Below are 25,399 nucleotides of genomic sequence, written 5' to 3'. Positions count from 1 at the left end.
AGCCTGCTTCCAGCAGGCTTGACCACGAACATAGGATCTCGACTCTACAGAACGAAAAAGCCGGGCATTGCCCGGCTTTTTCGTTCACAGCGGCAGGCTTATTGTGCCTTGATCGCCATCGCCTGCAGGCCGGTGCCATCCAGCTTCTGCTTGGCCTCGGACAGTTCGCCGGCGCTCCCATACGGTCCCATACGCACGCGGTACACGGTCTTGCCGTTGATCTGCGCCGATTCCACGCGTGCCGCCAGGCCCATCATCGCCAGCTTGGCCTTGGTCGCCTCGGCATCGCCGGAGGCACCGAACGCACCGGCCTGCAGGATGTAGCGGGCGTTGTCGGCGGCAGCCGGTGCAGCAGCTGCCGGAGTACCGGTCGCTGCCGGTGCGGCTTCCGCACGTGCTGCAGGCGTGGCCGCGGCGCTGCTGGTCGACGCCGCTGGGGTGCCGGCTGCAGGTGTTGCCGCCGCCGGGCGTTCGCTCAGCGGTGCCGGCAGCGGACGGCTGGTCGCGGTCACCGGGGCGGTGCTGGCCACGCTGGCCGTGGCTGTGGGTGCTGGCGCCGCGGGCGGCGGAACCGGCTTGCCTTCCAGTGCAGCCTGCGCGCGCTGCGCTTCGGCCCTGGCCCGGCGCTGGTCTTCGGCACGCGCGCTGGCGGCCAGTTCGGCGTCGGACATTTCAACTTCCTTGCCCGGCAGCAGGGTGTAGAAGTCGTACTGGGTCGCGGCCGGCTTTTCCGGCTCGGCCGGCTTCGGCGTAGCAGGCTGTGCGGCCGGCTGGGTGCCGACATCGCTGTCGGCGTCAGCGACCGGGGCCGGTTGCGCGTTCGGGTTCGGCTGCGGTCCGGCGCGAAGGAAGCCATCGCCTTCGCCCTTGAACAGGTTCGGCGCCGCCAGGAACACCACGGCCGCAATCGCCACGCCAGCGACCAGCCACACCCATCCGGGTGTGCCCTGGCTGCTGCTGTTGCGTCGTGCCTGGTTTTTGCCGCGTCGTGCTGCCATGGGTACTGCGTCTCCTGATGCTTACATTTTTTCCGGGGCGCTGACGCCCAGGAGGTCGAGGCCGTTGGCCAGCACCTGGCGGGCAGCGCAGGCCAGGGTCAGCTTGGCGTTGCGATCGGCGGCATCTTCCACCAGTACCGGCGTCCCGTGATACCACGTGTGGAACGCGTGCGCCAATTCACGCAGGTACTGCGCCACCAGATGCGGCTCCAGCGCCACGCCGGCCGCCTCCACCACTTCCGGGTACCGCGAGATCTCGTTCATCAGCAGCAGCGAAGCGTCGTCGGCCAGGCGGCCGAGGTTGGCCAGGCCATCAGCCTGTTCATACACCAGCCCCTTCTCCTGCGCCTGGCGCAGCAGGCTGCAGACGCGGGCATGCGCGTACTGCACGTAGAACACCGGGTTGTCGTTGCTCTGCTGGCGGGCCAGGTCGATGTCGAAGGTCAGCTGCGAATCGGGCTTGCGCGCGATCAGGAACCAGCGGGTGGCATCGCGGCCGGCTTCCTCGATCAGGTCACGCAGGGTGAAGTAGCTGCCGGCACGCTTGGACAGCTTCACTTCCTCGCCGCCACGCATGACGGTGACCATCTGGTGCAGCACGTACTCCGGCCAGCCCTGCGGAATGCCCACTTCCATCGCCTGCAGGCCGGCGCGCACACGCGCCAGCGAGCCGTGGTGGTCGGCACCGAGTTCGGTGATCGCGCGCTCGTAGCCGCGCTGCCACTTGGACAGGTGGTAGGCCACGTCCGGCACGAAGTAGGTGAAGGTGCCGTCGGACTTGCGCATCACGCGGTCCTTGTCGTCACCGAAGTCGGTGCTGCGCAGCCACAGCGCGCCGCCCTCCTCGTAGGTATGCCCCGACGCCTGCAGCTTGGCCACCGCTTCTGCCACCTTGCCGTCGGCGTACAGCGAGCTTTCCAGGAAATAGATGTCGAAGTCGACGCCGAAGGCAGCCAGGTCCAGGTTCTGCTCGTTGCGCAGGTAAGCCACGGCGAAGCGACGGATCGCCTGCATGTCGTCCGGGTCCTTGGCGCCCACCACGGTGCTGCCTTCCAGATCAACGCTGGCACCGGCCATGTAGGCGCGGGCGACGTCGACGATGTATTCACCGCGGTAGCCACCTTCCGGCCAGCCGTCCTGGTCCGGCGCGATGCCCTTGATCCGTGCCTGGGTGGACAGTGCCAGGTTCTCGATCTGCACGCCGGCGTCGTTGTAGTAGAACTCACGCTTGGCGTTCCAGCCGTTGGCATCGAGCACGCGCGCCACGCAGTCGCCAATGGCCGCCGCGCGGCCATGGCCGACATGCAGCGGGCCGGTCGGGTTGGCCGACACGTACTCCACGCCCACCGTGCGGCCATTGCCGGACAGGTTGCGGCCGTAGTCGTGGGCTTCCTTGATGACCGACGCGGCTTCGCGCTGGTACGCGGCCGGGGCCAGGTGGAAGTTGATGAAGCCGGGGCCGGCGATCTCGACCTTGCTGACGTCCTCGCTGCGCGGCAGCGCCTCGACCAGAGCCTGTGCCAGTGCGCGCGGATTGCTGCGCGCGGCCTTGGCCAGCAGCATCGCGGCGTTGGTGGCGAAGTCGCCGTGGTCGCGGGTCTTCGGGCGCTCGACCACGAAGTCCGGCGGCAGGGAGTCGGCGGGCAGGGTGCCATTGGCGCGCAAGGCTTCGATGCCTTGGCTGATCAGGGCGCGGAGGAGATTTTTCACGAGGCCTGCTGTGAGAATGAGCGGCGGAATCGCCCATTTTAGCGCATGTACCCTCGCCCACGCTGACCGGAACATGCCTGCGGGGGCGGCCGGTGGCGCCTGGAGGGGGCGCGCTCAGCCGAACAGCCGAGGCTGGGGCGGGGACAGCAGGCCCCGTTCAGCAAATGAAACGGGACGGCCCTCGCCGACCACGAAGTGGTCCAGCAGGCGCACGTCCACCATCGCCAGCGCCTGCTGCAGTTCATCGGTGATGCGGGTATCGGCGCTGGACGGTTCAGGGTCGCCCGAAGGATGGTTGTGGCTGAGGATCACCGCCGCCGCGTTGTGCAGCAGGGCACGCCGGACCACCTCGCGGGGGTAGACCGGCGCGGCGTTGATGGTGCCGTGGAACAGCTCTTCGCAGGCGATCAGGCGGTGGCGGTTGTCCAGGAACAGGGCCATGAAGACCTCGCGGGCCTGGCCACGCAGCCGGTGCTGCAGGTAGCGGCCGACCGCCGCCGGATTGTTGCCCACCGCTTCGCCGTGCTCCAGCTCAGCCGCCAGGTAGCGATGGGCCAGTTCCAGCCCGGCAGCCAGCGTACAGCTGCGCGCCGGGCCCAGCCCGGGCAAGCGGGCCAGTTCGCCCGCAGGACGGTCGAGCAGCACCCGCAAGGGGCCATGCGCCTGCAGCAGGTCGCGCGCGGTCTGCACGGCATCACGGCCGCCGAAGCCGGAGCCGAGGAACAGGGCCAGCAGCTCGGCGTCGGAAAGTGCCGTGGGCCCGCGCGCGATCAGCTTCTCGCGAGGGCGTTCCTGTTCGGGCCAGTCATGGATGGGCATGCCTGCATCATCGCCAGCTTCGGCGGCGTCTCCCATCGGGGCTTGCCGCGGTCCCGGGTCGGTCGATACCTCAGTCGCGCCGGGTCTGCAGGTAGTCGAACAGTTCCTGGTTGTTCTGCAGCCCCAGCTTGCGCTTGGCTTCGGCCTTCTGCCGGCTGATGGTCTTCGGGCTGCGCCCACAACGCTTGGCGACTTCGTTCACGTTGAGGCCGATCGCCAGCAGATCCAGCACTTCCTTCTCGCGTGCCGACAGCGGTGCCGGTTCGCGCGGGAACAGCAGGTCGCGGGCCTGCAGGTGATGGCGCAGCTGCTGGGAGACGAATACGTGCCCGGCCAATGCGGCGTTCAGCGCCTGGGGCAGCTCGGCAAAATCGGCGCACTTGTCGACCAGGCCACTGATGCCCTCCCGCAGCAGGCCGTCCAGCAGGCCGGGATGGCGGGCGCCGGTGAGCACCACCACCGGCAGGCCAGGGCGACGCATGCGCAGCGCGTCGATCAGCTCCGGACCGTCCGGGCCGGCACCCGGCATCGACAGGTCGGTCAGGACTGCATCGCAGTCGTGGCGGTCCACCAGGTTCAGCAGCTGGGCGCCGTCACGCGCACTGCCGACGATGTCCATCAGGTAGGTCTGCAGCACGATGGCGATGCCATGCAGGACCACGGGATGGTCGTCGGCAATGATGATGCGTGGACGCACGCGGTTCCTCGAAGATCGAACAGGCCACGGCGGGCGGCAGCCAATGCCTGATTCTGCAAAAGCGCAGGCCCCTGGAGGTATAGGAAAGGTCCGAAACCGATACCGGGTGAATGCCGGGTCAATGCAGGCGGGCTCCATCTGCTGATAGCCGCCCGCTATGTGCACCGGGCACCGGGACATTACCGACCTTCGGGTAAGCTAGCGCCCTCGTTTGCACAGGAATTCCAGGTGGCTGACTCCCCCAACGCTTCTCCCGCGCCGGCCCGCGCGCTGGAAGGTCAGAAACTGCTGTTGTGCGTCGGAGGCGGGATCGCGGCCTACAAGGCCCTGGAACTGGTGCGGCGCCTGCGCGACGCCGGTGCCCAGGTGCAGGTGGCGATGACTGCCGGTGCCCAGCAGTTCGTCACTCCGCTCAGCTTCCAGGCGCTGTCCGGGCAGCCGACCCGCACCACGTTGTGGGACAGCGCCGCCGAACAGGCCATGGGCCATATCGAACTGGCGCGCTGGGCCGATCGCATCGTGGTCGCCCCAGGTACCGCCGATCTGCTCGCGCGGCTGGCCCAGGGCCACGCCGATGACCTGGTCAGCACTCTGTGCCTGGCCAGCACCGCGCCGCTGACGATCTGCCCGGCGATGAACCATCGCATGTGGCTGCATCCGGCCACCCAGGCCAACATCGCCCTGCTGCGCCAGCGTGGTGCGCAGGTGATCGGCCCGGTCGACGGTCCGCTGGCCGAAGGCGAATCCGGTCCGGGTCGTCTGGCCGAGCCCGGCGACATCGTCGCCGCGCTGGCGGCCAATGGCAGTGCTGCAGCGGCGGTTGCCGCACCGGAAACCCACGCGCTGCAGGGGCTGCGCCTGCTGATCAGCGCTGGCCCGACCTATGAAGACATCGATCCGGTGCGCTACGTCGGCAACCGCAGCAGCGGCAAGATGGGCTTTGCCCTGGCCGCCGCTGCCGCCGCGCTGGGCGCGCAGGTGGTGCTGGTCAGCGGTCCGGTACAGCTGCCGACGCCGCCGGGCGTGCAGCGCATCGACGTGCGCTCGGCCGCGCAGATGCGCGATGCCGTACTGAAGTCGCTGCCCGCCGACATCTATATCGGTGCCGCCGCGGTGTCCGACTACACGCCGCGGCAGGTCGCCGCGCAGAAGCTGAAGAAGACCGCCGACAGCCAGTCGCTGGTGATCGAACTGGTGCGCACGCCGGACATCCTCGCCGAAGTCGCTGCACAGACGCAGTCGCTGAAGCTGGTGGTCGGCTTCGCCGCCGAGACCCACGACGTGGAGAAATACGCGCGCGGCAAGCTGGTCGACAAGCGCCTGGACCTGGTGATCGCCAACCAGGTCGGCATCAGTGGCGGCGGTTTCGAGAGCGACAACAATGCCGCCACGGCCTTCTGGCAGGACGGCGAACAGGTATTCCCGGCCACTTCCAAGCGCGAGCTGGCCGAACAACTGCTGGCGCTGATCGCGCGGAGACTCCAGGCATGACCCAGGCATCCACTTCCCACCCGCTGCAGGTCAAGCTGCTCGATCCGCGCTTTGGCGACAGCTGGCCGCTGCCGGCCTACGCCACCGAAGCCAGCGCCGGCATGGACCTGCGCGCGGCGCTGGATACCGCGCTGACCCTGCAGCCGGGCGACACCGCGCTGGTGCCCAGTGGCCTGGCCATCCACATCGCCGACCCGCACCTGTGCGCGGTGATCCTGCCGCGTTCGGGGCTCGGCCACCGCCACGGCATCGTGCTCGGCAATGGCACCGGCCTGATCGACGCCGACTACCAGGGACCGCTGCTGATCAGCGTCTGGAACCGTGGCCGCGAGGCGTTCACCATCGAGCCGGGTGATCGCATCGCGCAGCTGGTGGTGGTGCCGATTGCCCGCGTCAGCCTGCAGGTGGTGGATACTTTCACCGACAGCGTGCGCGGAACGGGTGGATTCGGCCATACCGGGGTGCGTTGACAGGGGACATCGATGAGCGGCATCGGGGAAGGACAGCGGGGACGGTCGTTGGGACGCAGTGCACCACTACTGGGGGTGCTGCTGGTCCTGCTGGCCGGCTGGTTCGGATGGAGAGCGGTGCAGCAATGGCGCCAGGAGGCCACCGGCCAGGCGCTGGAAGCTGCGCGCGACCAGGCTGTGCAGGGCCTGCAGGAGGCCGCCGCCGGCCAGCTGAAGCAGCTGCAGCAGCAGCTGAAGAACGAGCGCGTGCAGCAGGCGCTGCAGGCCGGCGATGCCGCTGCGGCGGCACTCGCGGTCCGCGAGAGCTGGACCGGCGTCGAGCATGCTGAAGTGTTGACCGCCGATCTGACCAATGCCTACGCCGACCCGGCCACGTTCGGCTATGCCCGCCTGGCGTTGCTGGAAGGAGCGCTTGCCGAGGCCGGCCCCAGCCTGCGCGTGGTCCGCGATGGGGGTGGCAATCGTCTTGGCTTGGCGGCACCGGTGCCGCTGGGCAGCCTGGGCCCGGCAGTGCTCTACGTGCGCCAGCCATTGCTGCGCCTGACCTCGCCGCTGGACCAGGTGAGTGCGCCATCGGCCGGTTTCCTTGGCCTGCGCCAGGGCGCGCATGACCTCGTCGCCCTGGGCGATGCCAGCCTGGCCGAAAGTGCCGAAGTCCTGGCGCGGCCGATCCCGGGTACCCCGTTGCGGCTGGTGGCCGCGGTACCCAATATCGAACCTGGTCCGCTGGGCCTGGGTTCGCTGGCCAGCGCCATCGTTGCGCTGCTGCTGGCGTTCATCGCCGTACTGCTGGTGGTGGGTCGCGGCCGCCTGCCGAAGACGCTGCCGCTGCCGCGGCGTGCGGCCGTGGCGGAAGCGGATCATGGCCCGACCCTGAGCGAGAGCCTGCAGATGGCCCCGCCGCCGGTGGCCGGGGCCAGCACCACTGAAAGTGCACCGCCGCCCCCGCCGCCGGTTCCGGCCGAGGAACTGGCGGCCGGTATCTTCCGCGCCTACGACATCCGCGGCGTGGTGGGCAGCCAACTGACGCCGAAGACCGCCGCGCTGATCGGCCAGGCCATCGGTACCGTGGCACTGGAGCAGGGCCTGCGCGAGGTGGTGATCGGTCGCGATGGCCGCCTGTCCGGCCCGGAACTGGCCGCAGGATTGGCCGAGGGCCTGCGCCGCGCGGGTTGTGCGGTGATCGACATCGGCCTGGCGCCGACTCCGGTGGTGTACTACGCCGCCTTCCACCTGCGTACCGGCACCTGCGTGGCGGTGACCGGCAGTCATAACCCGCCCGAGTACAACGGTTTCAAGGTTGTCATCGGCGGCGAGACGCTGTCCGGCGATGCCATCACCGATCTCTACGCGCGCATCGTCGAGGGCCGCCTGGTACAGGCTGCGGAGCCGGGCGATTACCAGCAGCGCGATGTCAGTGCCGACTACATCCAGCGCATCGCCGACGACGTGCAGCTGGACCGTCCGCTGAAGGTCGTGGCCGATGCCGGCAACGGCGTGGCCGGCGCACTGGCACCGCAACTGCTGGAAGCCATCGGTGCTGAAGTCATTCCGCTGTACTGCGATGTCGACGGTACCTTCCCCAACCATCATCCCGATCCGAGCGAACCGGCCAACCTGGAAGACCTGGTGCAGACGGTCAAGCGCTTCGGGGCCGACCTCGGCGTCGCCTTCGATGGCGATGGCGACCGGTTGGGCGTGGTCAGTGCTGACGGCAAAATCATCTATGCCGACCGCCTGCTGATGCTGTTCGCCGCCGACGTGCTGATGCGCAACCCCGGTGCGATGGTGATCTACGACGTGAAGTGCACCGGCAAGCTGTCCGACCACGTGCTGCGCAATGGTGGCAGCCCGCTGATGTGGAAGACCGGGCATTCGCTGATGAAGGCGAAGATGCGCGAGACCGATGCCGAACTGGCTGGCGAGATGAGCGGCCACTTCTTCTTCAAGGAGCGCTGGTTCGGTTTCGACGATGGCCTGTATGCGGCGGCGCGCCTGCTGGAGATCCTGGCCCAGCGCGAGGAGACCCCGGACGAGGTACTGGGCGAGCTGCCGGAGATGGTGGCCACGCCGGAGCTGAAGGTGCCGGTGGCCGACGGCACGCCGCATGCGCTGGTGGCAATGCTGGTGGCGGCGGCGCAGTCGCCGGACAACCCGTATGTCGGCGGCCGACTGTCGACCATCGACGGCCTGCGCGTGGACTTCCCCGATGGCTGGGGCCTGGTGCGGGCCTCCAACACCACGCCGGTGCTGGTGCTGCGCTTCGAGGGCAACGACGAGGCCGCACTGGAACGCATCCAGGCGTTGTTCCGCAGCCAGCTGCAGCCGGTGCTGGGCGACACCCCGCTGGGGTTCTGAGGTCGGGCCGGGCTGCGCCCGGCACCCGCCGAAGCAACTTCAACGTCAACGTCAACGTCAAAGGCCGGCTATCCGTGGGATGCGGGGGTGGGTCCGGTTACGGGGGACGCTGCAAGTACGTCCATGTAAGCTCGGTCGCCGCTTGCTCGTGTGCGCTGTCCTGCGCACACGGCAAGACCGGGGTTGGGCGTCCTGCCCAACCCGCCCGAGGCATGCCTCGGGCCCATGCGGCTGACACCCCGCCCCACCTCTGACAGATTCCGGCGGCTGTTGGTAGGTGTCGACCTTGGTCGACACAGTAGATCCACGCCATGCGTGGATGCTCTTCCGCATTTGCTTTGGCGGGTGCCGACCGTTGGTCGGCACGCTTTCACCCCTTGAACCGCAACCCCACGCCCGGCTCGGTGAACAGGTAGCGCGAATCCAGCGCTGAATCACCCAGCTTGTGCCGCAATTTGCCGACCAGGATGCGCAGGTAGTGGGTGTCGTGCTGGTGGGTCGGCCCCCAGATCTCCTGCAGGATCTGCGGCTGGGTCACCACCCGGCCCGCGTTGCGCAGCAGCAGTGACAGCAGCGCGTATTCCTTGCGGGTCAGCGCCACCGGTTCACCCTCCAGGGCCACTTCGCGGCGCACCAGATCCACGTGCAGGTGGCCATCGTCAAAAATCGGTGGCGTGCCATCACTCGGCACGCTGCGCGTGCGCAGCAGCGCCCGCACCCGCGCCATCAGCTCCTGCGTACCGAACGGCTTGGTCACGTAGTCGTTGGCGCCGGTATCCAGCGCGCGTACCTTCTCGGCTTCGCCGGCGCGCACGGTCAGCATGATCACCGGCACCTGGCTCCACTGCCGCAGTTGCTCCAGCACCTCATGGCCTTCCATGTCCGGCAGGCCGATGTCCAGGATCACCAGGTCCATGTCCTCGCTGGCGGCCAGCTGCAGGCCTTCCTGGCCTGTGGCAGCCTGCCGCACCTGGTAGCCCTGCGCGCGCAGGCTGATGTCCAGGAACCGGCGGATCTGGGTTTCATCATCGATCACTAGCACGCGTGCGGCCGGCACGCTGGCGTCAATCGGGGTCGGGCTCATCGTGGGAGGCTGGCTTGAGCAGGGGCAGGGTGATGCGGATCAGGGTACCGCGACCGTCGCGTCCGGGCAGCGCCTGCACGCTGCCGCCATGCGCACCGATCATGCCCTGGCAGATGGTCAGGCCCAGGCCGGTGCCGTGGCGGCCGCGGTCGCCGCGCTCGACGCTGTAGAACATGTCGAAGATGCGCGCGCGTTCGTCGTCGGGAATGCCGGGGCCGGCATCGATCACGTCGATGCGCAGCTGGCCGTCCAGTTCGCGCGCCTGCACCTGCACGGCGGCATCGGGCGGCGAGAACTTGGCCGCGTTCTCCATCACGTTGAACACCGCCTGTTCGACCAGCGCTGGATGCACCCAGATCGGCGCCAGCGTGGCCGGAATGTCCAGCTCCAGCCGCACCTTCGGCTGGTAGCGCTGCAGGCGCCGCGCCGCCGAGCCGATCAGTTCGTCCACGCCGATCCAGTCGCGGTTGATTTTCAGTCCTTCGTGGCCGAGGCGGGTCATGTCCAGCAGGTTCTGGATGTAGCGATCCAGCCGTTCGCCTTCTATCAGTATGGTGTCCAGCAGAGCACGGCGATCGGCCGTATCCATCGCCGCGCCATAGCTGGCCAGGCTGTCGGCCGAACCGATCATCGCCGCCAGCGGCGAGCGCAGGTCGTGCGACACCGAAGAGAGCAGGGCCGATCGCAACCGCTCGGTCTCGTTGCTGACATGCGCCTGCTCCAGTTCGGCCACCAGGCGGGTGCGCAACGCGGCCTGCGCGATGTCATCCACCATCGCCTCGGCCAGCTGCCGTTGTTCGGGCAGCAGGCGCGCCTGCGCGCCGGGCAGGTACAGGCCAGCCACGCCGATGGCGCGGTCTTCGCCATCCAGCAGGGGCAGGAACCACCACTGCGCACCGGCCAGGGTGTCGGTGAAGCGGCCGCTGGGCTGGCCGTGGCGCAGGGCCCAGTCGGCGGCGGCCAGATCGGTATCGCCCGGCTGCGAACGGCCATCGGTTGCGGTATCGGCGCCGATCCGCAGCCACGCCGGTACGTCCATGGCCTGTTCCAGTGCGTGCCGACCCGCCTGTGCCACCTCGCCATTGCCGGCCGCACTGGCCAGCTGCCGCCCCAGCTGCTGGCGCGCACGCGCATGCCGGTTGGCCGCACGCAGCGCGATGACCTGCATGCGCAGGCGCGAGGCCAGGCGCCCGGCCACCAGTGCCGCGGCCAGGAACAGGAAAACGGTGATCACGCCCTGGCGTGCACCGATGGCGAAGGTGAAGCGGGGCGCGATGAACAGGAAGTTGTAGGCGAGGAAGCACAGGATCGCCGCCATCACCGCCACGCTGGCGCGCGTGCGTGCGGCCACCAGCACCACCGCCACGATGAACACCATCGACAGGTCGGCCATGCCCACCCAGTGTTCGGCCAGCCACGCCACCGCACAGGCCAGTGCGGTGGCGACCAGTGCCTGCACCGGTTCATGGCTGATGCCGCGCATCGGCGGCAGCAGGCCCTCGCGGCGCGAGCGCGCACGTGCCTGCGGGGTGCTGATGATGGTGATCTCGTAGTGCGCGCCGCGCTGGATCAGCTGCTGGGTCAGGGTGCGGTTGAACATCCGCGCCAGCGGCCGTTCGCGGGTCCGGCCCAGCACCAGGGTCGATACGCCATTGTGCGCGGCATGGTCGAGCAGGGCATCGGCGATGCTCGATCCGTGCAGCAGTTCGGCGTCGCCGCCCAGGCGCCGTGCCAGCGCGAAGGCAGCATCGATCTCGCGCCGGGTCGCCTCGTCCTGGCGTCGCCCTTGCACGGTCACCACCGTCCACGGTGCGTCGCGCCGCTCGGCGATGCGCCTCGCCACGCGCACCAGGTATTCACTCTGGCCGCCGCCATCAATGGCCACCAGCACGCCGCGACGGAGGGGCAGATTGCCTTCGCCGCGTGCGGCGCGTGCTTCGCGCAGGCTGCTGTCGACGCGGTCGGCAGCTTCCTGCATGGCCAGTTCGCGCAGCGCGGTCAGGTTGGCCGGCGAGAAGAATGCCTGCAGTGCCTGCGCGGCCTGTTCGGGCACATAGACCTTGCCCTGCTGCAGGCGAGCGATCAGTTCGCGCGGCGGCAGATCGACCAGCACGATGTCGTGCAGCCGATCGAGCACGCCATCCGGCACGGTCTCGCTGACGCGCACGCCGGTGATGCGCATCACCACATCGTTGAGGCTTTCCAGATGCTGGATGTTGACCGTGGTCCAGACGTCGATGCCGGCGTCCAGCAGCTCCATCGCATCCTGCCAGCGCCGCTCATGGCGGCTGCCCGGTGCATTGCGGTGGGCCAGTTCATCCACCAGCACCAGCGCTGGATGCCGTGCCAGCACGGCATCCAGGTCCATCTCCTGCAGGGTGTGGCCGTGGTAGGCCACGTCCTTCAGCGGCAGCTGCGGCAGGCCCTCCAGCAGGGCCTGGGTGTCGGCGCGGCCATGGGTTTCCACCAGCCCCACCACCAGGTCCACGCCGCGGCGCAGCTGTTCCTGCGCGCGGGTCAGCATGGTGTAGGTCTTGCCTACGCCTGGCGCCGCGCCGAGGAACACGGTCAGCTTGCCGCCGGCTTCGCGTTGCAGGCCTTCAACCAGGGCATCGGCCTGGCGGGTACGCGCATCAGTCATGGGTGCCATTGTGCGCGCAGCCGGTGCAGGCCGGCATCACGGTGCCTTGGCCGCATGGTCCAGCGCGAAGTTCAACGTCACCACGTTCACCCGCGGCTGGCCGAACAGGCCCCACTGGCGCCCTTCGGTATGCGCCTGCACCAGCGCCTGCACCTGCTCCACCGGCAGGCCACGGGTACGCGCCACGCGCGCCACCTGCAGCTGTGCCGCTGCCGGCGACAGCTGCGGGTCCAGGCCACCGGCAGACTGGGTCACCAGGTCCGCCGGTACCTGCGCCGCGGCGACGCCTTCGCGCGCGGCCACCGCAGCGGTGCTGGCGGCGACGCGCTCGGCCAGCGCCGGGTTGCTGCGCGCCATGTTGGAACCGGCTGCCGCCATCGGGTCGTAGTTGGCCGCCGACGGCCGCGCCTGGAAGTAGCCGTCACCGGTGAACGGCTGCGCCAGCCATGCCGAGCCGCGTACCTGGCCGCTGCGATCGCGCAGCAGGCTGCCCTCGGCCTGGGTGGGGTAGGCCAGGCCGGCGAAGCCAGTTGCAATGCCGGCGTAGACCGCGCCGGCCAGCAGCAGGGTGGCCAGGCCCAGGCCGATCGCCGGGCGCCAGAGGGCGCCGTCCTGCAGGCTGGCCACGCGGGCCTCGGCTTTCGGTTCGCGGGACAGGGAAGAAGAGGTGGAAGCAGAACGGTTCATGCGCCGAATACCAGGACAAGGAAGAGGTCGATCAGCTTGATCGCCGCGAACGGCAACAGCACGCCGCCGAGGCCGTACACCAGCATGTTCCGGCGCAGCAGCGCGGTGGCGGTGGCCGGACGGAAGCGCACGCCACGCAGGGCGAGCGGGATCAGTGCGGGAATCACCAGGGCGTTGAAGATCAGCGCCGCCAGCACCGCATTGCGGGGGCTCGACAGCTGCATCACGTTCAATGCGGCCATGGTCGGAACGGCCGCGGCAAACAGCGCCGGCAGGATCGCGAAGTACTTGGACACGTCGTTGGCCAGCGAGAAGGTGGTCAGCGCACCGCGGGTGATCAGCTGCTGCTTGCCCACTTCCACGACCGCCAGCAGCTTGGCCGGGTCTGAATCGAGGTCGACCATGTTGCCGGCCTCCTTCGCCGCCTGCGTGCCGGAGTTCATCGCCAGGCCGATGTCGGCCTGGGCCAGCGCGGGAGCATCGTTGGTGCCATCGCCCACCATCGCCACCAGGCGGCCACCGGCCTGTTCCTGGCGGATGCGTGCCAGCTTGTCTTCCGGACGGGCCTCGGCGATGTAGTCGTCGACGCCGGCCTCGGCAGCGATGGCGGCGGCGGTCAGCGGGTTGTCGCCGGTGATCATCACCGTGCGGATACCCATCGCCCGCAGCTGTGCGAACTTCTCGCGCATGCCGTGCTTGACCACGTCCGATAGCTCGATCACGCCCAGCACGTGGCGACCCTCAGCCACCACCAGCGGGGTGGCGCCGTTGCGTGCCACCTGCTCGACGCGACCGGCCAGCTCGGCGGGCACGTTGCCGCCCAGCGCCTGCACGTGGGCGCGGATCGCATCGGCGGCGCCCTTGCGGATCTGCCGTCCATGTTCCAGGTCGACGCCGGACATGCGGGTCTGGGCAGTAAAGGCCAGGTACTCGGCACGGTCCGGCTCGGCGGTGGCGCAGCCCTGTTCGCGTGCCAGGCGCACGATCGACTTGCCTTCCGGGGTCGGGTCGGCCAGCGAGGACAGCAGTGCGGCCTCGCGCAGCTGGCTGGCGTCGATGCCGGCCAGCGGATGGAAGTGGCTGGCCTGGCGGTCGCCGTAGGTGATGGTGCCGGTCTTGTCCAGCAGCAGCACATCCACGTCTCCAGCGACTTCCACCGCCTTGCCCGACTTGGCCAGCACGTTGGCGGCCAACGCACGGTTCATGCCGGCGATGCCGATGGCCGGCAGCAGGCCGCCGATGGTGGTCGGGATCAGGCAGACCAGCAGTGCGATCAGCAGCAGCGGATCGACCTGCACGCCTACCGCCGCCCCGATCGCCGGCAGCGTCGCCACCACCACCAGGAAGGTCAGCGTCATCGCCGCCAGCAGCAGGGTCAGTGCGATCTCGTTCGGCGTCTTCTGCCGGTTGGCGCCTTCCACCAACGCGATCATCCGGTCCAGGAAGCTGTGGCCCGGCTCGGCGGTCACCCGCACGATGATCTGGTCGGACAGCACCTTGGTGCCGCCGATCACGCCGGAACGGTCGGTACCGGCCTCGCGCAGCACCGGCGCGGACTCGCCGGTCACCGCCGCCTCGTTGATGGTGGCCAGGCCCTGCACGATCTCGCCATCGGCCGGCACCAGCTCACCGGCACTGACTATCACATGATCGCCCGGGCGCAGCTCGGCGGCAGGTACCTGGGTTTCCGCAGCCCCCGGCTGCGGTGCGGCCAGGCGGCACGCCACCAGGTCCTGGCGCGCGCGGCGCAGCGATGCTGCCTGGCCGCGGCCACGTGCTTCGGCCACCGCTTCGGCGAAGTTGCCGAACAGCACGGTCACCAGCAGGATCGCGGTCACCGCCAGGCCAAAGCCCAGCGGCGCATTGCCGGTCAGGGTGACGATCGCGGCAACGATCGTACCGGCCATCACCACCGCCATTACCGGGCTGCGCACCAGGTGCATCGGCGACAGCTTGCGCACCGCCTCGATCAACGCACGGCGCAGGCCGGCGCCATCAAGCAGCGCAGGGCGCGGGGCAAGGGAACTACGGGTGGAACTTGCGTGGGTACTCATCGGGGTGTCCTCAGTGCAGTCCCAGGCTGAGGTGGTCGGCGATCGGGCCGAGTACCAGCGCCGGCATGAACTGCAGCACGGTCAGGATGACGATCACCGAGACCAGGGTCAGGGCGAAGGTCGGGGTTTCGATCTGCAGGCTGCCGGCAGACTCCGGCGCCTGGCGCTTGGCGGCCAGCTGTGCGGCCACCACCAGCGGGATGATCAGCAGCGGGAAGCGGCCCAGCAGCAGCACCAGCGAGCAGCTCAGGTTCCACCACAGCGTGGCGTCGCCCAGCCCCTCGAAGCCCGAGCCGTTGTTGGCGTAGGCCGAGACGTACTCGTAGAACACCTGGCTGATGCCATGGAAGCCAGGGTTGGAGGTACCGGCCAGCCCGGGCACGGCCAGGGTGATCGCGGTGAACACCAGCAGGGTGATCGGCTGCAGCAACACCAGCAGGGCCAGCAGGCGTACCTGTGGCGTTTCCAGCTTGCGGCCGAACAGTTCCGGCGTACGCCCGGTCATCAACCCGGCCAGGAACACGCCCAGCAGCAGGTAAACGATGAACTGCTGCAGGCCACAGCCGATGCCACCCCAGATCGCGCTGACCAGCATGTTGACCATCGCGATGCCGCCACTCAGCGGCGCCAGCGAGTCATGCATGCCGTTGACCGAGCCGTTGGAAACCTGGGTGGTCACCGCGGCCCACAGCGCCGTGCCGTCGGCGCCGAAGCGCACCTCCTTGCCTTCCATCAGCAGCGGCGTGGCGGCGCTGGCACTGTGGCCTTCACTCCACATCATCGCGCCGGTGGACAGCAGCGACATGCCCAGCATGCAGCTGAACACCAGGGCGCCGAACCGGCGCCGGCCGGTGAACGCACCGATCATGAAGATCACCGCCATCGGCACCAGCAGGATGCCAACGATCTCCAGCGCGTTCGACAGCGGGGTCGGGTTCTCCAGCGGGAAGCTGCTGTTCGGGCCGTACCAGCCGCCACCGTTGGCGCCCAGCTGCTTTGCCGCGACCATCGCTGCCACCGGGCCCAGCGGCAGTTTCTGCTGGGCCATGCCGGCGCTGGCATCGATCGGCGAGGCCTGCGGGCCACCGGCCATCGTCGAGGGCACGCCTTGGCTGGTCAGCAGCAGGGTCCACACCAGGCACAGCGGCAACACGAAGCGCACGCACAGGCGCACCACATCCACATAGTAGTTGCCCACCGCCACCTGGCGGTCGTCGCCGGCACCGGTGGCCGCCGTAGCCTGCGGCGCGCGCGAGAACAACGCGCGCAGCGTGGCCACCGCCAGCGCCAGGCCCATCATCGGCGTCACCACCTGCAGGCCGGTGATGCCGGTCATCTGCGAGAGGTAGGACAGCTGCGCCTGGCCCGAATAGTGCTGCTGGTTGGTGTTGGTCAGGAACGAGATCATCGTATGCAGCGCGGTGTCCCAGCGCATGTTCGGGATCTGGTCCGGATTCAGCGGCAGCCAGGCCTGGGTCATGAACACGGCCTGGGTCAGTACCGCGACCACCACGTTGCTCAGCACGAAGGCAAGCACGTAGCCGCGCCAGGACATCGAGCGCGATGGATCGACGCCGAACACCCTGTACAGCGGCCTCTCGATCCAGTGGAACAGCACGTCCACCTTCATCGGCGTGCCACGCATCACGCGGGCCAGGTACAGGCCCAGCGGCCACGCCAGCAGCAGGCTGGCGGCAATAATCACAAGCATCTCAGTCATGGCCGGCTCCGCTCAGAACGACTCGGGCCGCAGCACGACATAAAGAAGATAGGCGGCGGCGACCAGCACCAGCACGCCACACAACAACGACAGCCAGGGGGACATTGCAATAGCGTCCTGGTGGAACCCCTCCACCTCAGGCCGCCATCGTCGTCCTGCCGCCCATAAACGCACTACGCGCCGAACCGGGCCGGCGCGTAAAGAGTGCATAAATTCCGTGGGCCAGGCCGTAACCAGGCCACGGGTAGCGCCGGGCCATGCCCGGCGGCAGGAGCGTCGTCAGCCTGCCGGGGCAGCCGGCGCCACGCCCTTCAGCTCGCGATAGCGCTGCAGGGTGCTTTCAATTTCGGCCTTCAACGCCTGCTGCTGCTGCAGGAACCCGGCCTGCAGGCGCTGCTGCGCCTGCAGCTGCACGTGCCGCTGGCGGATCGCCCCGGCCTGCTTGTCGGCCACCTTGGCGCCGGCCAGTTCGCGATCACCGGCGGCCGACAACAGGGCCACCAGCGACTCGCGCAGGCTGGTGACGTTGTACTCGGCCGTCTTCAGGTTGTTGTCCAGCACTTCCTGGCGCTCGGCGAACACCCGGCGCAGGTCGTCCTCGCTGCCATAGGTGGTCAGCATCGCCTGCTCGGTGCGCTGGCGGGTCTGCTCGGCCATCAGGTCCAGCTGCTGCTGCGCGGCCACCGTGCTGGCGGCGGCACGCTCTTCGTCGGTCAACGCGCGCTGGACCTGCGCATTGCGCAGGCCGCTCTTCGCGTTGAATTCCTCGCGGGCATGGTTCACCGCATCGGCCGGCAGCGAATCACTGCAGATCCGCTCCTTGCCCTCGTTCCAGCAGTACAGCTTCTTCTCCACCTTGTCGCCACCCCGCGACTGCGCCGGCAGCGTGAACGGCATGGCCAGCAGCAGGCCGGCAAGGAGAGCAGCAGGAACTCGGGACATGACCTTTCCCCTGGTCGGTCAGCGGATCGAACGAACGCCGTACTGGGCCCGGTAGGCTTCCAGCGGCTGGCGGTAACCCACAAGTTCCGGGTTGCCGGAGGCGAAATCAAGCAGATCGGCCAGCGATGCCACGGCAATTACCGGAATGCCGGCCTCTTCGGCCACCGACTGCGCCGCCGAACGGCGATCGGTTTCCGAAGCGATCTCCTGGCGGTCAAGCGCCACCACGATGCCGGCCGGGGTGCCACCGGCGGCGCGGATGATGCCCAGCGCTTCGCGGATCGCGGTACCGGCGGTGATCACGTCATCGACGATCAGCACGCGCTTGCCATTCATGTCCGCGCCGATCAGCTGGCCGCCTTCGCCATGGTCCTTGGCTTCCTTGCGGTTGAACGACAGCGGCAGGTCACGGCCACGCTGGGCCAGCTCGCAGGCCATCGCGGTGGCCAGCGGAATGCCCTTGTAGGCCGGGCCGAACACCACGTCGTACTTGATCCCGCTGGCATCGATGGCATCGGCGTAGCAGGCGCCGAGCTGCGACAGCAGCGAGCCGGAGTCGAAACGACCGGCATTGAAGAAATAGGGGCTCAGCCGGCCGGACTTGAGGGTGAACTGGCCGAAGCGCAGGGCATCGGCGGTCAGGGCCAGCTGCAGGAAACGGTGGCGGTGGTCGCTCATCAAAACTCGATTCATCTTCATTTGGAGCACAAATCCTAATCCAGCTGGGCGTTTCGCGCTCGTCCGGACCCGTGTGAAGGGCATCGCGGCCTGGCCGGGCAGACTGCGCAGCCCCGTGGGCAACCGGTATGCTTGCCCGGTTTCCTGTCGTAGGTCCCTTGCATGCGCATCATCAGTTTCAACGCCAATGGCATCCGTTCCGCCGCGACCAAGGGCTTCCTCGACTGGTTCCGTGCCCAGGACGCCGACGTCCTGTGCATCCAGGAGACCAAGGCCCAGGAAGACCAGCTGACCGACCCGATGTTCCGTCCGGACGGGCACCACTGCTTCTATCGCGATGCCATCACCAAGAAGGGCTACAGCGGCGTGGCGATCTACAGCAAGCGCGAACCGGACCAGGTCATCACCTCGCTGGGCTGGGCCCCGTTCGACGACGAAGGCCGCTATATCGAGGCACGCTACGGCAACCTCAGCGTGGTCTCCTTCTACATCCCGTCCGGCAGCTCGGGCGACCTGCGCCAGGGCTTCAAGTTCGAAGTGATGGAATGGCTGCGGCCGATCCTGGAGGAGTGGGCGCGCAGCGGCCGCGACTACGTGCTGTGCGGCGACTGGAACATCGTGCGTTCGGCGCTGGACATCAAGAACTGGAAGTCCAACCAGAAGAATTCCGGCTGCCTGCCGGAGGAGCGCGACTGGCTCAACGCCCTGTGCGCCGACCATGGCCAGGCCACCGATGTCGCCGCCGGCCGTGGCTGGGCCGATGCCTACCGCCTGCTCAACCCCACCGGCGAGGATTACACCTGGTGGAGCAACCGCGGCGCCGCCCGTGCCAACAATGTCGGTTGGCGTATCGACTACCAGTTCATCACCCCGGGCCTGCGCGACAAACTGCGTAGCTGTTCGATCTACCGCGACGAGCGCTTCTCCGACCACGCCCCGTTCACCGTGGACTACGACCTGTGACCGAGGCCGCCAAGCCGCGCCGACCGTGGCAGCAGGTGTTGTCCAACCTGAGCCAGCGCAAGGTGCTGGCGATGCTGCTGCTCGGTTTCAGTTCGGGCCTGCCCATCTATCTGGTGGGCAACACGCTCGGCTTCTGGATGCGCAAGGAAGGCATCGAGCTGAGCACGATCGGTTTCCTGTCATGGGTCGGGCTGGCCTACACCATGAAGTTCCTGTGGGCGCCGATCGTCGACAAGACCGACGTGCCTCTGTTCGGTCGTTTCGGCCGCCGCCGCGGCTGGATGCTGCTGTCGCAGCTGGTCGTGGTGGTGGGGCTGGTCGGCATGGCACTGGTCCAGCCCAAGGGCGGCCAGATCCAGTTCCTGGGTGTCGACTGGCAGCACATCGTCGTATTCGGCGTGATGGCCGTGATCGTGGCGTTTGCTTCGGCCACCCAGGACATCGTCATCGATGCCTGGCGCATCGAAAGCGCTGACAACAGCGAGCAGCTCGGCCTGCTGACCTCATCCTCGGCGCTGGGCTACCGCACTGCCTTGCTGGTCACCGATGCGCTGATCCTGATCATCGCGGCCCGTGTCGGCTGGCAGGTCTCCTACGAGATCATGGCCGTGCTGATGGCGCTTGGCGTGGTGGCCGTGCTCATGGCCCGCGAGCCCGCGCGGGAAGTGGCTGCCGTGCAGGCACAGGCGACCTCGCTGTGGACGCCACGCGGTCTGTTCGACGCCGTGGCCGGGCCGTTCATCGCCTTCGTCCGCGAACACCGCAGCGGCGCGATTCTGATCCTGGTGGCCATCAGCATCTATCGCATGGCCGACTTCGTCATGGGGCCGATGGCCAACCCCTTCTATGTCGATCTCGGCCTGGACGAGGACACCGTGGGCGCCGTGCGTGGCTCGGTGGGCCTGGTCGCGACCTTCGTCGGCATTGCTGCGGCGGGCCTGGTTTCGGTGCGCTGGGGCGTGCTGGCGGCGCTGATGGTGGGCGCCGTGCTTGGGCCGGCCTCCAACCTGGCGTTTGCCTGGCTGGCCTATTCCGGCCCGGACACAACCCATTTCGCCGTGGCCATGGCCATCGACAACTTCGCCAGCGGTTTCGCCGGTACGGCGCTGATCGCCTATATGTCCAGCCTGACCAGCATCGGATACACGGCAACCCAGTACGCGCTGCTGAGCTCGTTCTACGCGATGCCCGGCAAGGCGCTCAAGGGGCTCTCGGGGTGGTCGGTACAGGCGCTCGCACAAGGCCGGACGCTGCTGGAAGGCTACGCGCTGTTCTTCGTCGGTACCGCGCTGGTGGCGATCCCGGTGGTGATCCTGTGCGCCCTGCTGATCCTGCAGCAGCGTCGTCGCCAGGCCGCCAGCTCGACCTGATTGCCTGCCCGTCCGGTCTGCGGGATCATCGCCCCGACGCGCCGAGGGGGCGGTGCCTTGCGAACGGGGAAGCGAGCATGGCCGACGTTGTGCTGCGGGACCTGGACCCGCTGCTGCTGGAACGCATCAAACGCGTCGCGGTCGCCCGCGGCTGGACTCACGAACAGACCTGCGCCGCCTTGCTGGAGCAGGGCCTGTTCAGCAGTGAACTGGAGGTCCGCTCCGGCTTCGGCGATCCCGAAGTGGACGCACTCTCCGACGCCATCGCCGCCCTGCAGGCCCTGCCGGCAGGGCAGGGCTTCGATTAGCGGCCGCGCCGCAATGCTGTAGAGCCGAGCCCACGCGCGGCTGCCCGGTAGATCCACGCCATGCGTGGATGGCGCCACCTTACGCCAGGTGGATCGCCCCCAGGATCCGCGGCCCCTTGGCCCCGGTCACGCTCGGCAGGTTGCCGGCCAGTCCCTCCATGGTCCGCTGCGCCAGCCACGCAAAACCCATCGCCTCCACGTATTCCGGGTCCAGCCCGTGTACCGCGCTGGACTCCACCTGCACTCCCGGCAGCCGCGCCGCCAGGCGCTTCATCAGCTGCCGGTTGCGCACCCCGCCGCCACAGACCAGCAGGCGGCGGGTCTGCGGCTGCTGCGCCAGCAGCGCATCGGCCACCGTTGCCACGGTCAGCTCCAGCAGGGTCGCCTGCACGTCGGCCGCCGCGTACTGGCCCTCGGCCATGTGCGCCTCGGCCCAGGCCAGGTGGAACTGCTCACGGCCGGTGCTCTTCGGCGGCGGCAGCGCGAACCACGGGTCCGAGCGCCAGCCCGCCAGCAGGCCCTCGTCCACCGCGCCGCTGGCGGCGTACGCGCCGTCGGCATCAAAGGTGCGGTCGGTATGGCGCTGGCACCAGGCATCCATCAACGCATTGGCCGGGCCGGTATCGAAGCCGCGCACTGCGCCTTCGCGCGGGATCAGGGTCAGGTTGGCGATGCCGCCCAGGTTCAGCACCGCACGGTCCTCATCGGCGGTGCCCAGCATGCCCAGGTGGAACGCGGGCATCAGCGGCGCGCCATGCCCCCCGGCCGCCAGGTCGCGGCGACGGAAGTCGGACACCGTGGTGATTCCGGTCAGCTCGGCGATGCGGTTGCCGTCGCCCAGCTGCACGGTGAACGCCGGATCGGCCAGCGGGCGGTGGCGCACGGTCTGGCCGTGCGAGCCGATCGCGCGCACCTGGCTGCGGTCCACGCCGGCTTCGGCCAGCAGCTGGTTGGCAGCCTCGGCGAAGTTGATCGCGATGCGCGCATCCAGCTCGCCGAGCTCCTCCAGCGAGTCCAGCGGGCCGCCTTCACCCAGCGCCACCAGCCGCGCACGCAGCACCGGCTCCCAGCGGGCGGTCAACCCGTGCACGAAGCGGCAGCCACCGTCGGCGGGAAACTGCACCAGCGCGGCATCGATGCCGTCGGCGCTGGTGCCCGACATCAGGCCAAGGTACAGGGAAGCGTCAGCGTCGGCAGGTGTGTTCATGGCAGGCATAAAAAAAGGACGCGGCAAGCTTGTGCTGCCGCGTCCTTCTTCGTCAACGAAGGGGCTCAGCCGCGCTTGCGGCCGGTTGCCTGCTTGCCCTTGGCGCTGGCAACCTCGGTGGCGGCCTCGTCGCGGCTGGTCGGTGCCGGGCTGGCATCGGCGTAGATCAGCTTCTCCATGCCCTGGATGCGGGCCATCGCCGGCGCGGTCTGCGCGCGGAAGGCGACCAGCTCGGCGCCCTTCAGCGGCTCCGGCGGCGGCATGGTCACGGTCAGCGGGTTGCGGTGCTCGCCGTTGACGCGGAATTCGTAGTGCAGGTGCGGGCCGGTGGCCAGGCCGGTCGAGCCGACGTAGCCGATCACCGTGCCCTGGGCCACGCGCTGGCCGGTCTTGATGTTCGCAAAGCGCGACATGTGCCCGTACAGGGTGGTGTGGCCGCGGCCGTGATCGAGGATCACCACGTTGCCATAGCCGCGCTGCACGCCGGCGAACTGCACGCGGGCGTCGCCGGCGGCCATGATCGGGGTGCCGGTGCGTGCGGCGTAGTCCACGCCCTTGTGCATGCGCATCTTGCCCAGCACCGGGTGCTTGCGCGCGCCGAAGGTCGAGCTCAGCCGCGCGAACGGAATCGGCATGCGGATGAAGCTCTTCTTCAACGAACGGCCGTTGATGTCGTAGTACTCGGCCTTGCCGTTGCGGTCGAAACGGAAGCCGGAATAGGTCTTGCCACCGGTGGTGAAGGTCGCCGCCAGGATCTTGCTGGTGTCCACCTTCTCGCCTTCGCGCCAGGTTTCATCCATCACCACGCTGAAGCGGTCGCCCGGCTGCAGGTCCTTGGAGAAGTCGATGTCGTACTTGAAGATCTCGTCGGTCATCGTCGCGATCGCCGAGGGCGACAGCCCGGCCCGCCGGGCCGCGGCATACAGCGAACTGGTGATCTCGCCGCTGGTGACCACGGTGCGCGTGGAGGTCTCGCGTCGGGTCACCTTCTCCTTGATGTCATCGCCAACCAGGCTCAGTTCCACCCGGTTGTCGGCATCGCGGTCGAAACGGATGCTGCGCAGGTCGCCGGACAGCGGCATGTCGAAGGCTATCTCGGCACCGGGGCGCAGCTTGGTCAGCGCCTCGCGCGCCCCCGGGTGGTCCAGTACCCGGTGCAGGGTGGTGGCCGGAATGCCGGCCTTGTCGAACAGGTCGCTCAGGGTCTGGCCACGCTGCACGCGCAGCACCTGCCAGCTGTCGCCCGGCACCTGCTGCTGGCGGGCCATGGTCAGCGGCGGCAACGGCAGTGCCAGGCTGGTATGGCTGTCGGCAAAGGGAGCGTCGATGGTGTGCGAGAAGCCCGGCACGATCGTCGCCACCAGGGCGCCGATGGTGGCGAACAGGCTGGCATGCACCCAGTGGCGGCGGGTCCAGCGCTCATTGAAGGCCGCGGGAAGGTGTTGCCTGAGCTTCCGATGCAGGGCGTTGTCGTGCAGGACGTGGAGGCGTTCCTGGAAGCGCTGCTTGCGTGCGCGCCCTTGTTCGGAGTTGTGCATCGGCGGTTCTTTCCTTGCAGCCCGGGAGCGCGGGCCTGATCGCCGGTTACCATAGACACCTGATAAAAGCGCGTCAAACCCTTGTGCCCATTGGCTTTTGTGAAGCCAATCGGGTTAACTTTGCTTTAACACCCCACACAAGAATCGGCGTTGCCGGGAGTAGTCACGTGTCCTCGATTGAAGAAGCCCTTGCCCTGATCGGCCGCGGTGCCGACGAGATCCTCAAGCTCGAGGATCTGCGTGCGCGCCTGCAGGAAGGCCGCCCGCTACGGATCAAGGCCGGCTTCGACCCCACCGCCCCCGACCTGCACCTGGGCCATACGGTGCTGCTGAACAAGATGCGCCAGTTCCAGGACCTCGGCCACCAGGTCATTTTCCTGATCGGCGACTTCACCGGCATGATCGGCGACCCTTCCGGCAAGAGCCTGACCCGCAAGCCGCTCAGCCGCGACGATGTGCTGGCCAACGCCCGCACCTACGAGGAGCAGGTCTTCAAGGTGCTGGACCGCAGCCGTACCGAAGTCCGCTTCAACTCGGAGTGGTTCGGCAAGATGGGCGCGGCCGACATGATCCGTCTGGCCGGCCAGCACACCGTGGCGCGCATGCTCGAGCGCGACGATTTCGCCAAGCGCTATGCCGCCCAGCAGTCCATCGCCATCCATGAGTTCCTGTACCCACTGGTGCAGGGCTACGACTCGGTGGCCCTGGAGGCCGACGTCGAACTCGGCGGCACCGACCAGAAGTTCAACCTGCTGATGGGCCGTGGCCTGCAGGAACACCACGGCCAGAAGCCGCAGGTAGTGCTGACCATGCCGCTGCTGGAAGGTCTGGACGGCGTCAACAAGATGTCCAAGTCGCTGGGCAACTACATTGGCATCAGCGAGCCGGCCATCGACATCGTCACCAAGACAATGAAGGTGGACGACACCCTGATGTGGCGCTGGATCGAGCTGCTGTCCTTCGACATCGGCCAGGCCGAGGCCGTGCAGCTGCGCGAGCAGGTGGCCAATGGCGGCCTGAACCCGCGCGTGGTCAAGCTGCGCCTGGCGCGTGAACTGGCCACCCGCTTCCATGACGCCGCGGCGGCCGAACAGGCGATCGCCGGTTGGGAAGCGGCGGTGACCGGGCAGGGCGACATCACCCAGCTGCCGCTGCAGGAGGTGGCGATTCCGGCCGAGGGCCTGCGCATCGCCGCGTTGCTGACCGCGGCCGGCCTGACTCCGAGCAACTCCGAAGCGAACCGCAAGCTCAAGGAGCGTGCGGTGAAGGTGGATGGCGAAGTGGTCGAAGACGGCCAGCAGGTGCTGCAGCCGGGCTTCGAAGGCCTGCTGCAGGTAGGCAAGCGCACCTTCGTCCGCGTACGCCTGATCGCTGCCTGACATCAAGGAAGGGCCGGCGCCAGCCGGCCCTTCCTTATGCTCTTGTAGAGCCAAGCCCACGCTCGGCTGCTCTTCACGGGGTCCTACCGCAGCGCGGCGCATGAACAGATGCAACATCCGGTGAAAAAAATCGCCACACCCCCTTCACAAATGTTGGGAATGGGGACATACTTCTCCTCCCCCGTCGCAGGGGTCGCCACCAAGGGGCTTCAGCGACACCAGGGCGCCCACCACCGCCGAACGAAATGATCGAACGAAGGTGTTGACGGACTGAAAAAGTCTGGC

21 protein-coding genes are annotated in these 25,399 nt (G+C 68.3%); 7 read left to right on the top strand and 14 right to left on the bottom strand.

What is annotated here, in order from left to right; genetic code table 11:
* Window positions 1-98: 98 nt before the first annotated feature.
* The 4 genes from N5C25_RS16335 to N5C25_RS16320 all read right to left on the bottom strand — a co-directional run bounded on the left by N5C25_RS16335 (window position 99) and on the right by N5C25_RS16320 (window position 4,224).
* Entirely contained in the window at window positions 99-998 is a 900-nt protein-coding gene (locus tag N5C25_RS16335; protein WP_279937301.1) for an SPOR domain-containing protein, read from the bottom strand.
* Between the two features lie 21 nt (window positions 999-1,019).
* Window positions 1,020-2,708 carry an arginine--tRNA ligase gene (gene argS, locus N5C25_RS16330; RefSeq protein WP_019661792.1) on the bottom strand — a complete coding sequence of 563 codons (1,689 nt, stop codon included), beginning with the start codon at window positions 2,706-2,708 and terminating at the stop codon, window positions 1,020-1,022.
* Between the two features lie 114 nt (window positions 2,709-2,822).
* Window positions 2,823-3,527, bottom strand: a complete 705-nt coding sequence (gene radC, locus N5C25_RS16325) for a DNA repair protein RadC (RefSeq protein ID WP_058981915.1) — start codon at window positions 3,525-3,527, stop codon at window positions 2,823-2,825.
* 70 nt (window positions 3,528-3,597) lie between these two features.
* Complete coding sequence (locus N5C25_RS16320; protein WP_058981911.1) at window positions 3,598-4,224, bottom strand: response regulator transcription factor; 627 nt, start codon at window positions 4,222-4,224, stop codon at window positions 3,598-3,600.
* A gap of 228 nt (window positions 4,225-4,452) precedes the next feature.
* Between N5C25_RS16320 and coaBC the strand changes: the two genes are divergently transcribed.
* The 3 genes from coaBC to N5C25_RS16305 are packed head-to-tail and all read left to right on the top strand — an operon-like array spanning window position 4,453 to window position 8,543.
* Window positions 4,453-5,715: a bifunctional phosphopantothenoylcysteine decarboxylase/phosphopantothenate--cysteine ligase CoaBC gene (coaBC, locus tag N5C25_RS16315; RefSeq protein ID WP_058981909.1), complete on the top strand. Its 1,263-nt coding sequence runs from the start codon at window positions 4,453-4,455 to the stop codon at window positions 5,713-5,715.
* Window positions 5,712-6,185 carry a dUTP diphosphatase gene (dut, locus tag N5C25_RS16310; protein WP_058981902.1) on the top strand — a complete coding sequence of 158 codons (474 nt, stop codon included), beginning with the start codon at window positions 5,712-5,714 and terminating at the stop codon, window positions 6,183-6,185. The genes coaBC and dut overlap by 4 nt, the downstream gene beginning before the upstream one ends.
* A gap of 12 nt (window positions 6,186-6,197) precedes the next feature.
* Window positions 6,198-8,543, top strand: coding sequence for a phosphomannomutase/phosphoglucomutase (locus tag N5C25_RS16305; protein WP_279937298.1), 2,346 nt, complete (start codon window positions 6,198-6,200; stop codon window positions 8,541-8,543).
* A gap of 370 nt (window positions 8,544-8,913) precedes the next feature.
* Here the strand turns inward: N5C25_RS16305 and N5C25_RS16300 are convergent, their stop codons facing one another.
* The 8 genes from N5C25_RS16300 to pyrE form a co-directional block, all read right to left on the bottom strand.
* A complete protein-coding gene (locus N5C25_RS16300; RefSeq protein WP_155028833.1) occupies window positions 8,914-9,627 on the bottom strand; it encodes a response regulator transcription factor in 714 nt (237 codons plus the stop codon).
* On the bottom strand, window positions 9,608-12,268 hold the full coding sequence (locus N5C25_RS16295) for a sensor histidine kinase KdpD (RefSeq protein WP_251102052.1): 2,661 nt from the start codon (window positions 12,266-12,268) through the stop codon (window positions 9,608-9,610). Before N5C25_RS16295 ends, N5C25_RS16300 begins: the two co-directional genes overlap by 20 nt.
* Window positions 12,269-12,304: 36 nt before the next feature.
* Window positions 12,305-12,955: a potassium-transporting ATPase subunit KdpC gene (kdpC, locus tag N5C25_RS16290; protein WP_279937296.1), complete on the bottom strand. Its 651-nt coding sequence runs from the start codon at window positions 12,953-12,955 to the stop codon at window positions 12,305-12,307.
* On the bottom strand, window positions 12,952-15,009 hold the full coding sequence (gene kdpB / locus N5C25_RS16285; protein ID WP_279937294.1) for a potassium-transporting ATPase subunit KdpB: 2,058 nt from the start codon (window positions 15,007-15,009) through the stop codon (window positions 12,952-12,954). The genes kdpC and kdpB overlap by 4 nt, the downstream gene beginning before the upstream one ends.
* Window positions 15,010-15,019: 10 nt before the next feature.
* Complete coding sequence (kdpA, locus tag N5C25_RS16280) at window positions 15,020-16,729, bottom strand: potassium-transporting ATPase subunit KdpA (RefSeq protein WP_058981890.1); 1,710 nt, start codon at window positions 16,727-16,729, stop codon at window positions 15,020-15,022.
* Window positions 16,730-16,741: 12 nt separating this feature from the next.
* Entirely contained in the window at window positions 16,742-16,834 is a 93-nt protein-coding gene (locus N5C25_RS16275) for a potassium-transporting ATPase subunit F (RefSeq protein WP_005407770.1), read from the bottom strand.
* A gap of 174 nt (window positions 16,835-17,008) precedes the next feature.
* Window positions 17,009-17,671: a hypothetical protein gene (locus tag N5C25_RS16270; protein ID WP_279937292.1), complete on the bottom strand. Its 663-nt coding sequence runs from the start codon at window positions 17,669-17,671 to the stop codon at window positions 17,009-17,011.
* 18 nt (window positions 17,672-17,689) lie between these two features.
* Complete coding sequence (gene pyrE / locus N5C25_RS16265; protein WP_005420471.1) at window positions 17,690-18,349, bottom strand: orotate phosphoribosyltransferase; 660 nt, start codon at window positions 18,347-18,349, stop codon at window positions 17,690-17,692.
* Between the two features lie 162 nt (window positions 18,350-18,511).
* Here pyrE and N5C25_RS16260 point away from each other — a divergent pair, with 162 nt between their 5' ends.
* The 3 genes from N5C25_RS16260 (at window position 18,512) to N5C25_RS16250 (ending at window position 20,990) form a co-directional block, all read left to right on the top strand.
* On the top strand, window positions 18,512-19,312 hold the full coding sequence (locus N5C25_RS16260) for an exodeoxyribonuclease III (protein ID WP_005420469.1): 801 nt from the start codon (window positions 18,512-18,514) through the stop codon (window positions 19,310-19,312).
* On the top strand, window positions 19,309-20,682 hold the full coding sequence (locus tag N5C25_RS16255; RefSeq protein WP_019661780.1) for an MFS transporter: 1,374 nt from the start codon (window positions 19,309-19,311) through the stop codon (window positions 20,680-20,682). Before N5C25_RS16260 ends, N5C25_RS16255 begins: the two co-directional genes overlap by 4 nt.
* A gap of 77 nt (window positions 20,683-20,759) precedes the next feature.
* A complete protein-coding gene (locus N5C25_RS16250) occupies window positions 20,760-20,990 on the top strand; it encodes a hypothetical protein (RefSeq protein ID WP_005407775.1) in 231 nt (76 codons plus the stop codon).
* A gap of 79 nt (window positions 20,991-21,069) precedes the next feature.
* On the opposite strand, the gene N5C25_RS16245 is transcribed toward N5C25_RS16250, so the two are convergent.
* Window positions 21,070-22,197 carry an anhydro-N-acetylmuramic acid kinase gene (locus N5C25_RS16245; RefSeq protein WP_080398826.1) on the bottom strand — a complete coding sequence of 376 codons (1,128 nt, stop codon included), beginning with the start codon at window positions 22,195-22,197 and terminating at the stop codon, window positions 21,070-21,072.
* Window positions 22,198-22,262: 65 nt separating this feature from the next.
* On the bottom strand, window positions 22,263-23,735 hold the full coding sequence (locus N5C25_RS16240; protein ID WP_262213607.1) for a peptidoglycan DD-metalloendopeptidase family protein: 1,473 nt from the start codon (window positions 23,733-23,735) through the stop codon (window positions 22,263-22,265).
* Between the two features lie 167 nt (window positions 23,736-23,902).
* Here N5C25_RS16240 and tyrS point away from each other — a divergent pair, with 167 nt between their 5' ends.
* Window positions 23,903-25,114, top strand: coding sequence for a tyrosine--tRNA ligase (gene tyrS / locus N5C25_RS16235; protein ID WP_251102048.1), 1,212 nt, complete (start codon window positions 23,903-23,905; stop codon window positions 25,112-25,114).
* The last annotated feature ends 285 nt before the right edge of the window (window positions 25,115-25,399 follow it).

The organism is Stenotrophomonas sp. GD03958 (assembly GCF_029839005.1).
Classification (GTDB): domain Bacteria; phylum Pseudomonadota; class Gammaproteobacteria; order Xanthomonadales; family Xanthomonadaceae; genus Stenotrophomonas; species Stenotrophomonas hibiscicola.
The sequence above is the reverse complement of the archived record's forward strand: the minus strand, read 5'-3'. Positions and strand labels throughout refer to the sequence as shown.

Bases quoted from the DNA above. Each gene is read 5' to 3' on its own strand.
- N5C25_RS16335 (WP_279937301.1), bottom strand. From the start codon at position 998: ATGGCAGCACGACGCGGCAAAAACCAGGCACGACGCAACAGCAGCAGC.
- radC (WP_058981915.1), bottom strand. From the start codon at position 3,527: ATGCCCATCCATGACTGGCCCGAACAGGAACGCCCTCGCGAGAAGCTG.
- dut (WP_058981902.1), top strand. From the start codon at position 5,712: ATGACCCAGGCATCCACTTCCCACCCGCTGCAGGTCAAGCTGCTCGAT.
- N5C25_RS16305 (WP_279937298.1), top strand. From the start codon at position 6,198: ATGAGCGGCATCGGGGAAGGACAGCGGGGACGGTCGTTGGGACGCAGT.
- N5C25_RS16300 (WP_155028833.1), bottom strand. From the start codon at position 9,627: ATGAGCCCGACCCCGATTGACGCCAGCGTGCCGGCCGCACGCGTGCTA.
- N5C25_RS16295 (WP_251102052.1), bottom strand. From the start codon at position 12,268: ATGACTGATGCGCGTACCCGCCAGGCCGATGCCCTGGTTGAAGGCCTG.
- kdpC (WP_279937296.1), bottom strand. From the start codon at position 12,955: ATGAACCGTTCTGCTTCCACCTCTTCTTCCCTGTCCCGCGAACCGAAA.
- kdpB (WP_279937294.1), bottom strand. From the start codon at position 15,009: ATGAGTACCCACGCAAGTTCCACCCGTAGTTCCCTTGCCCCGCGCCCT.
- kdpA (WP_058981890.1), bottom strand. From the start codon at position 16,729: ATGACTGAGATGCTTGTGATTATTGCCGCCAGCCTGCTGCTGGCGTGG.
- N5C25_RS16275 (WP_005407770.1), bottom strand. From the start codon at position 16,834: ATGTCCCCCTGGCTGTCGTTGTTGTGTGGCGTGCTGGTGCTGGTCGCC.
- N5C25_RS16270 (WP_279937292.1), bottom strand. From the start codon at position 17,671: ATGTCCCGAGTTCCTGCTGCTCTCCTTGCCGGCCTGCTGCTGGCCATG.
- pyrE (WP_005420471.1), bottom strand. From the start codon at position 18,349: ATGAGCGACCACCGCCACCGTTTCCTGCAGCTGGCCCTGACCGCCGAT.
- N5C25_RS16260 (WP_005420469.1), top strand. From the start codon at position 18,512: ATGCGCATCATCAGTTTCAACGCCAATGGCATCCGTTCCGCCGCGACC.
- N5C25_RS16250 (WP_005407775.1), top strand. From the start codon at position 20,760: ATGGCCGACGTTGTGCTGCGGGACCTGGACCCGCTGCTGCTGGAACGC.
- N5C25_RS16245 (WP_080398826.1), bottom strand. From the start codon at position 22,197: ATGAACACACCTGCCGACGCTGACGCTTCCCTGTACCTTGGCCTGATG.
- N5C25_RS16240 (WP_262213607.1), bottom strand. From the start codon at position 23,735: ATGCACAACTCCGAACAAGGGCGCGCACGCAAGCAGCGCTTCCAGGAA.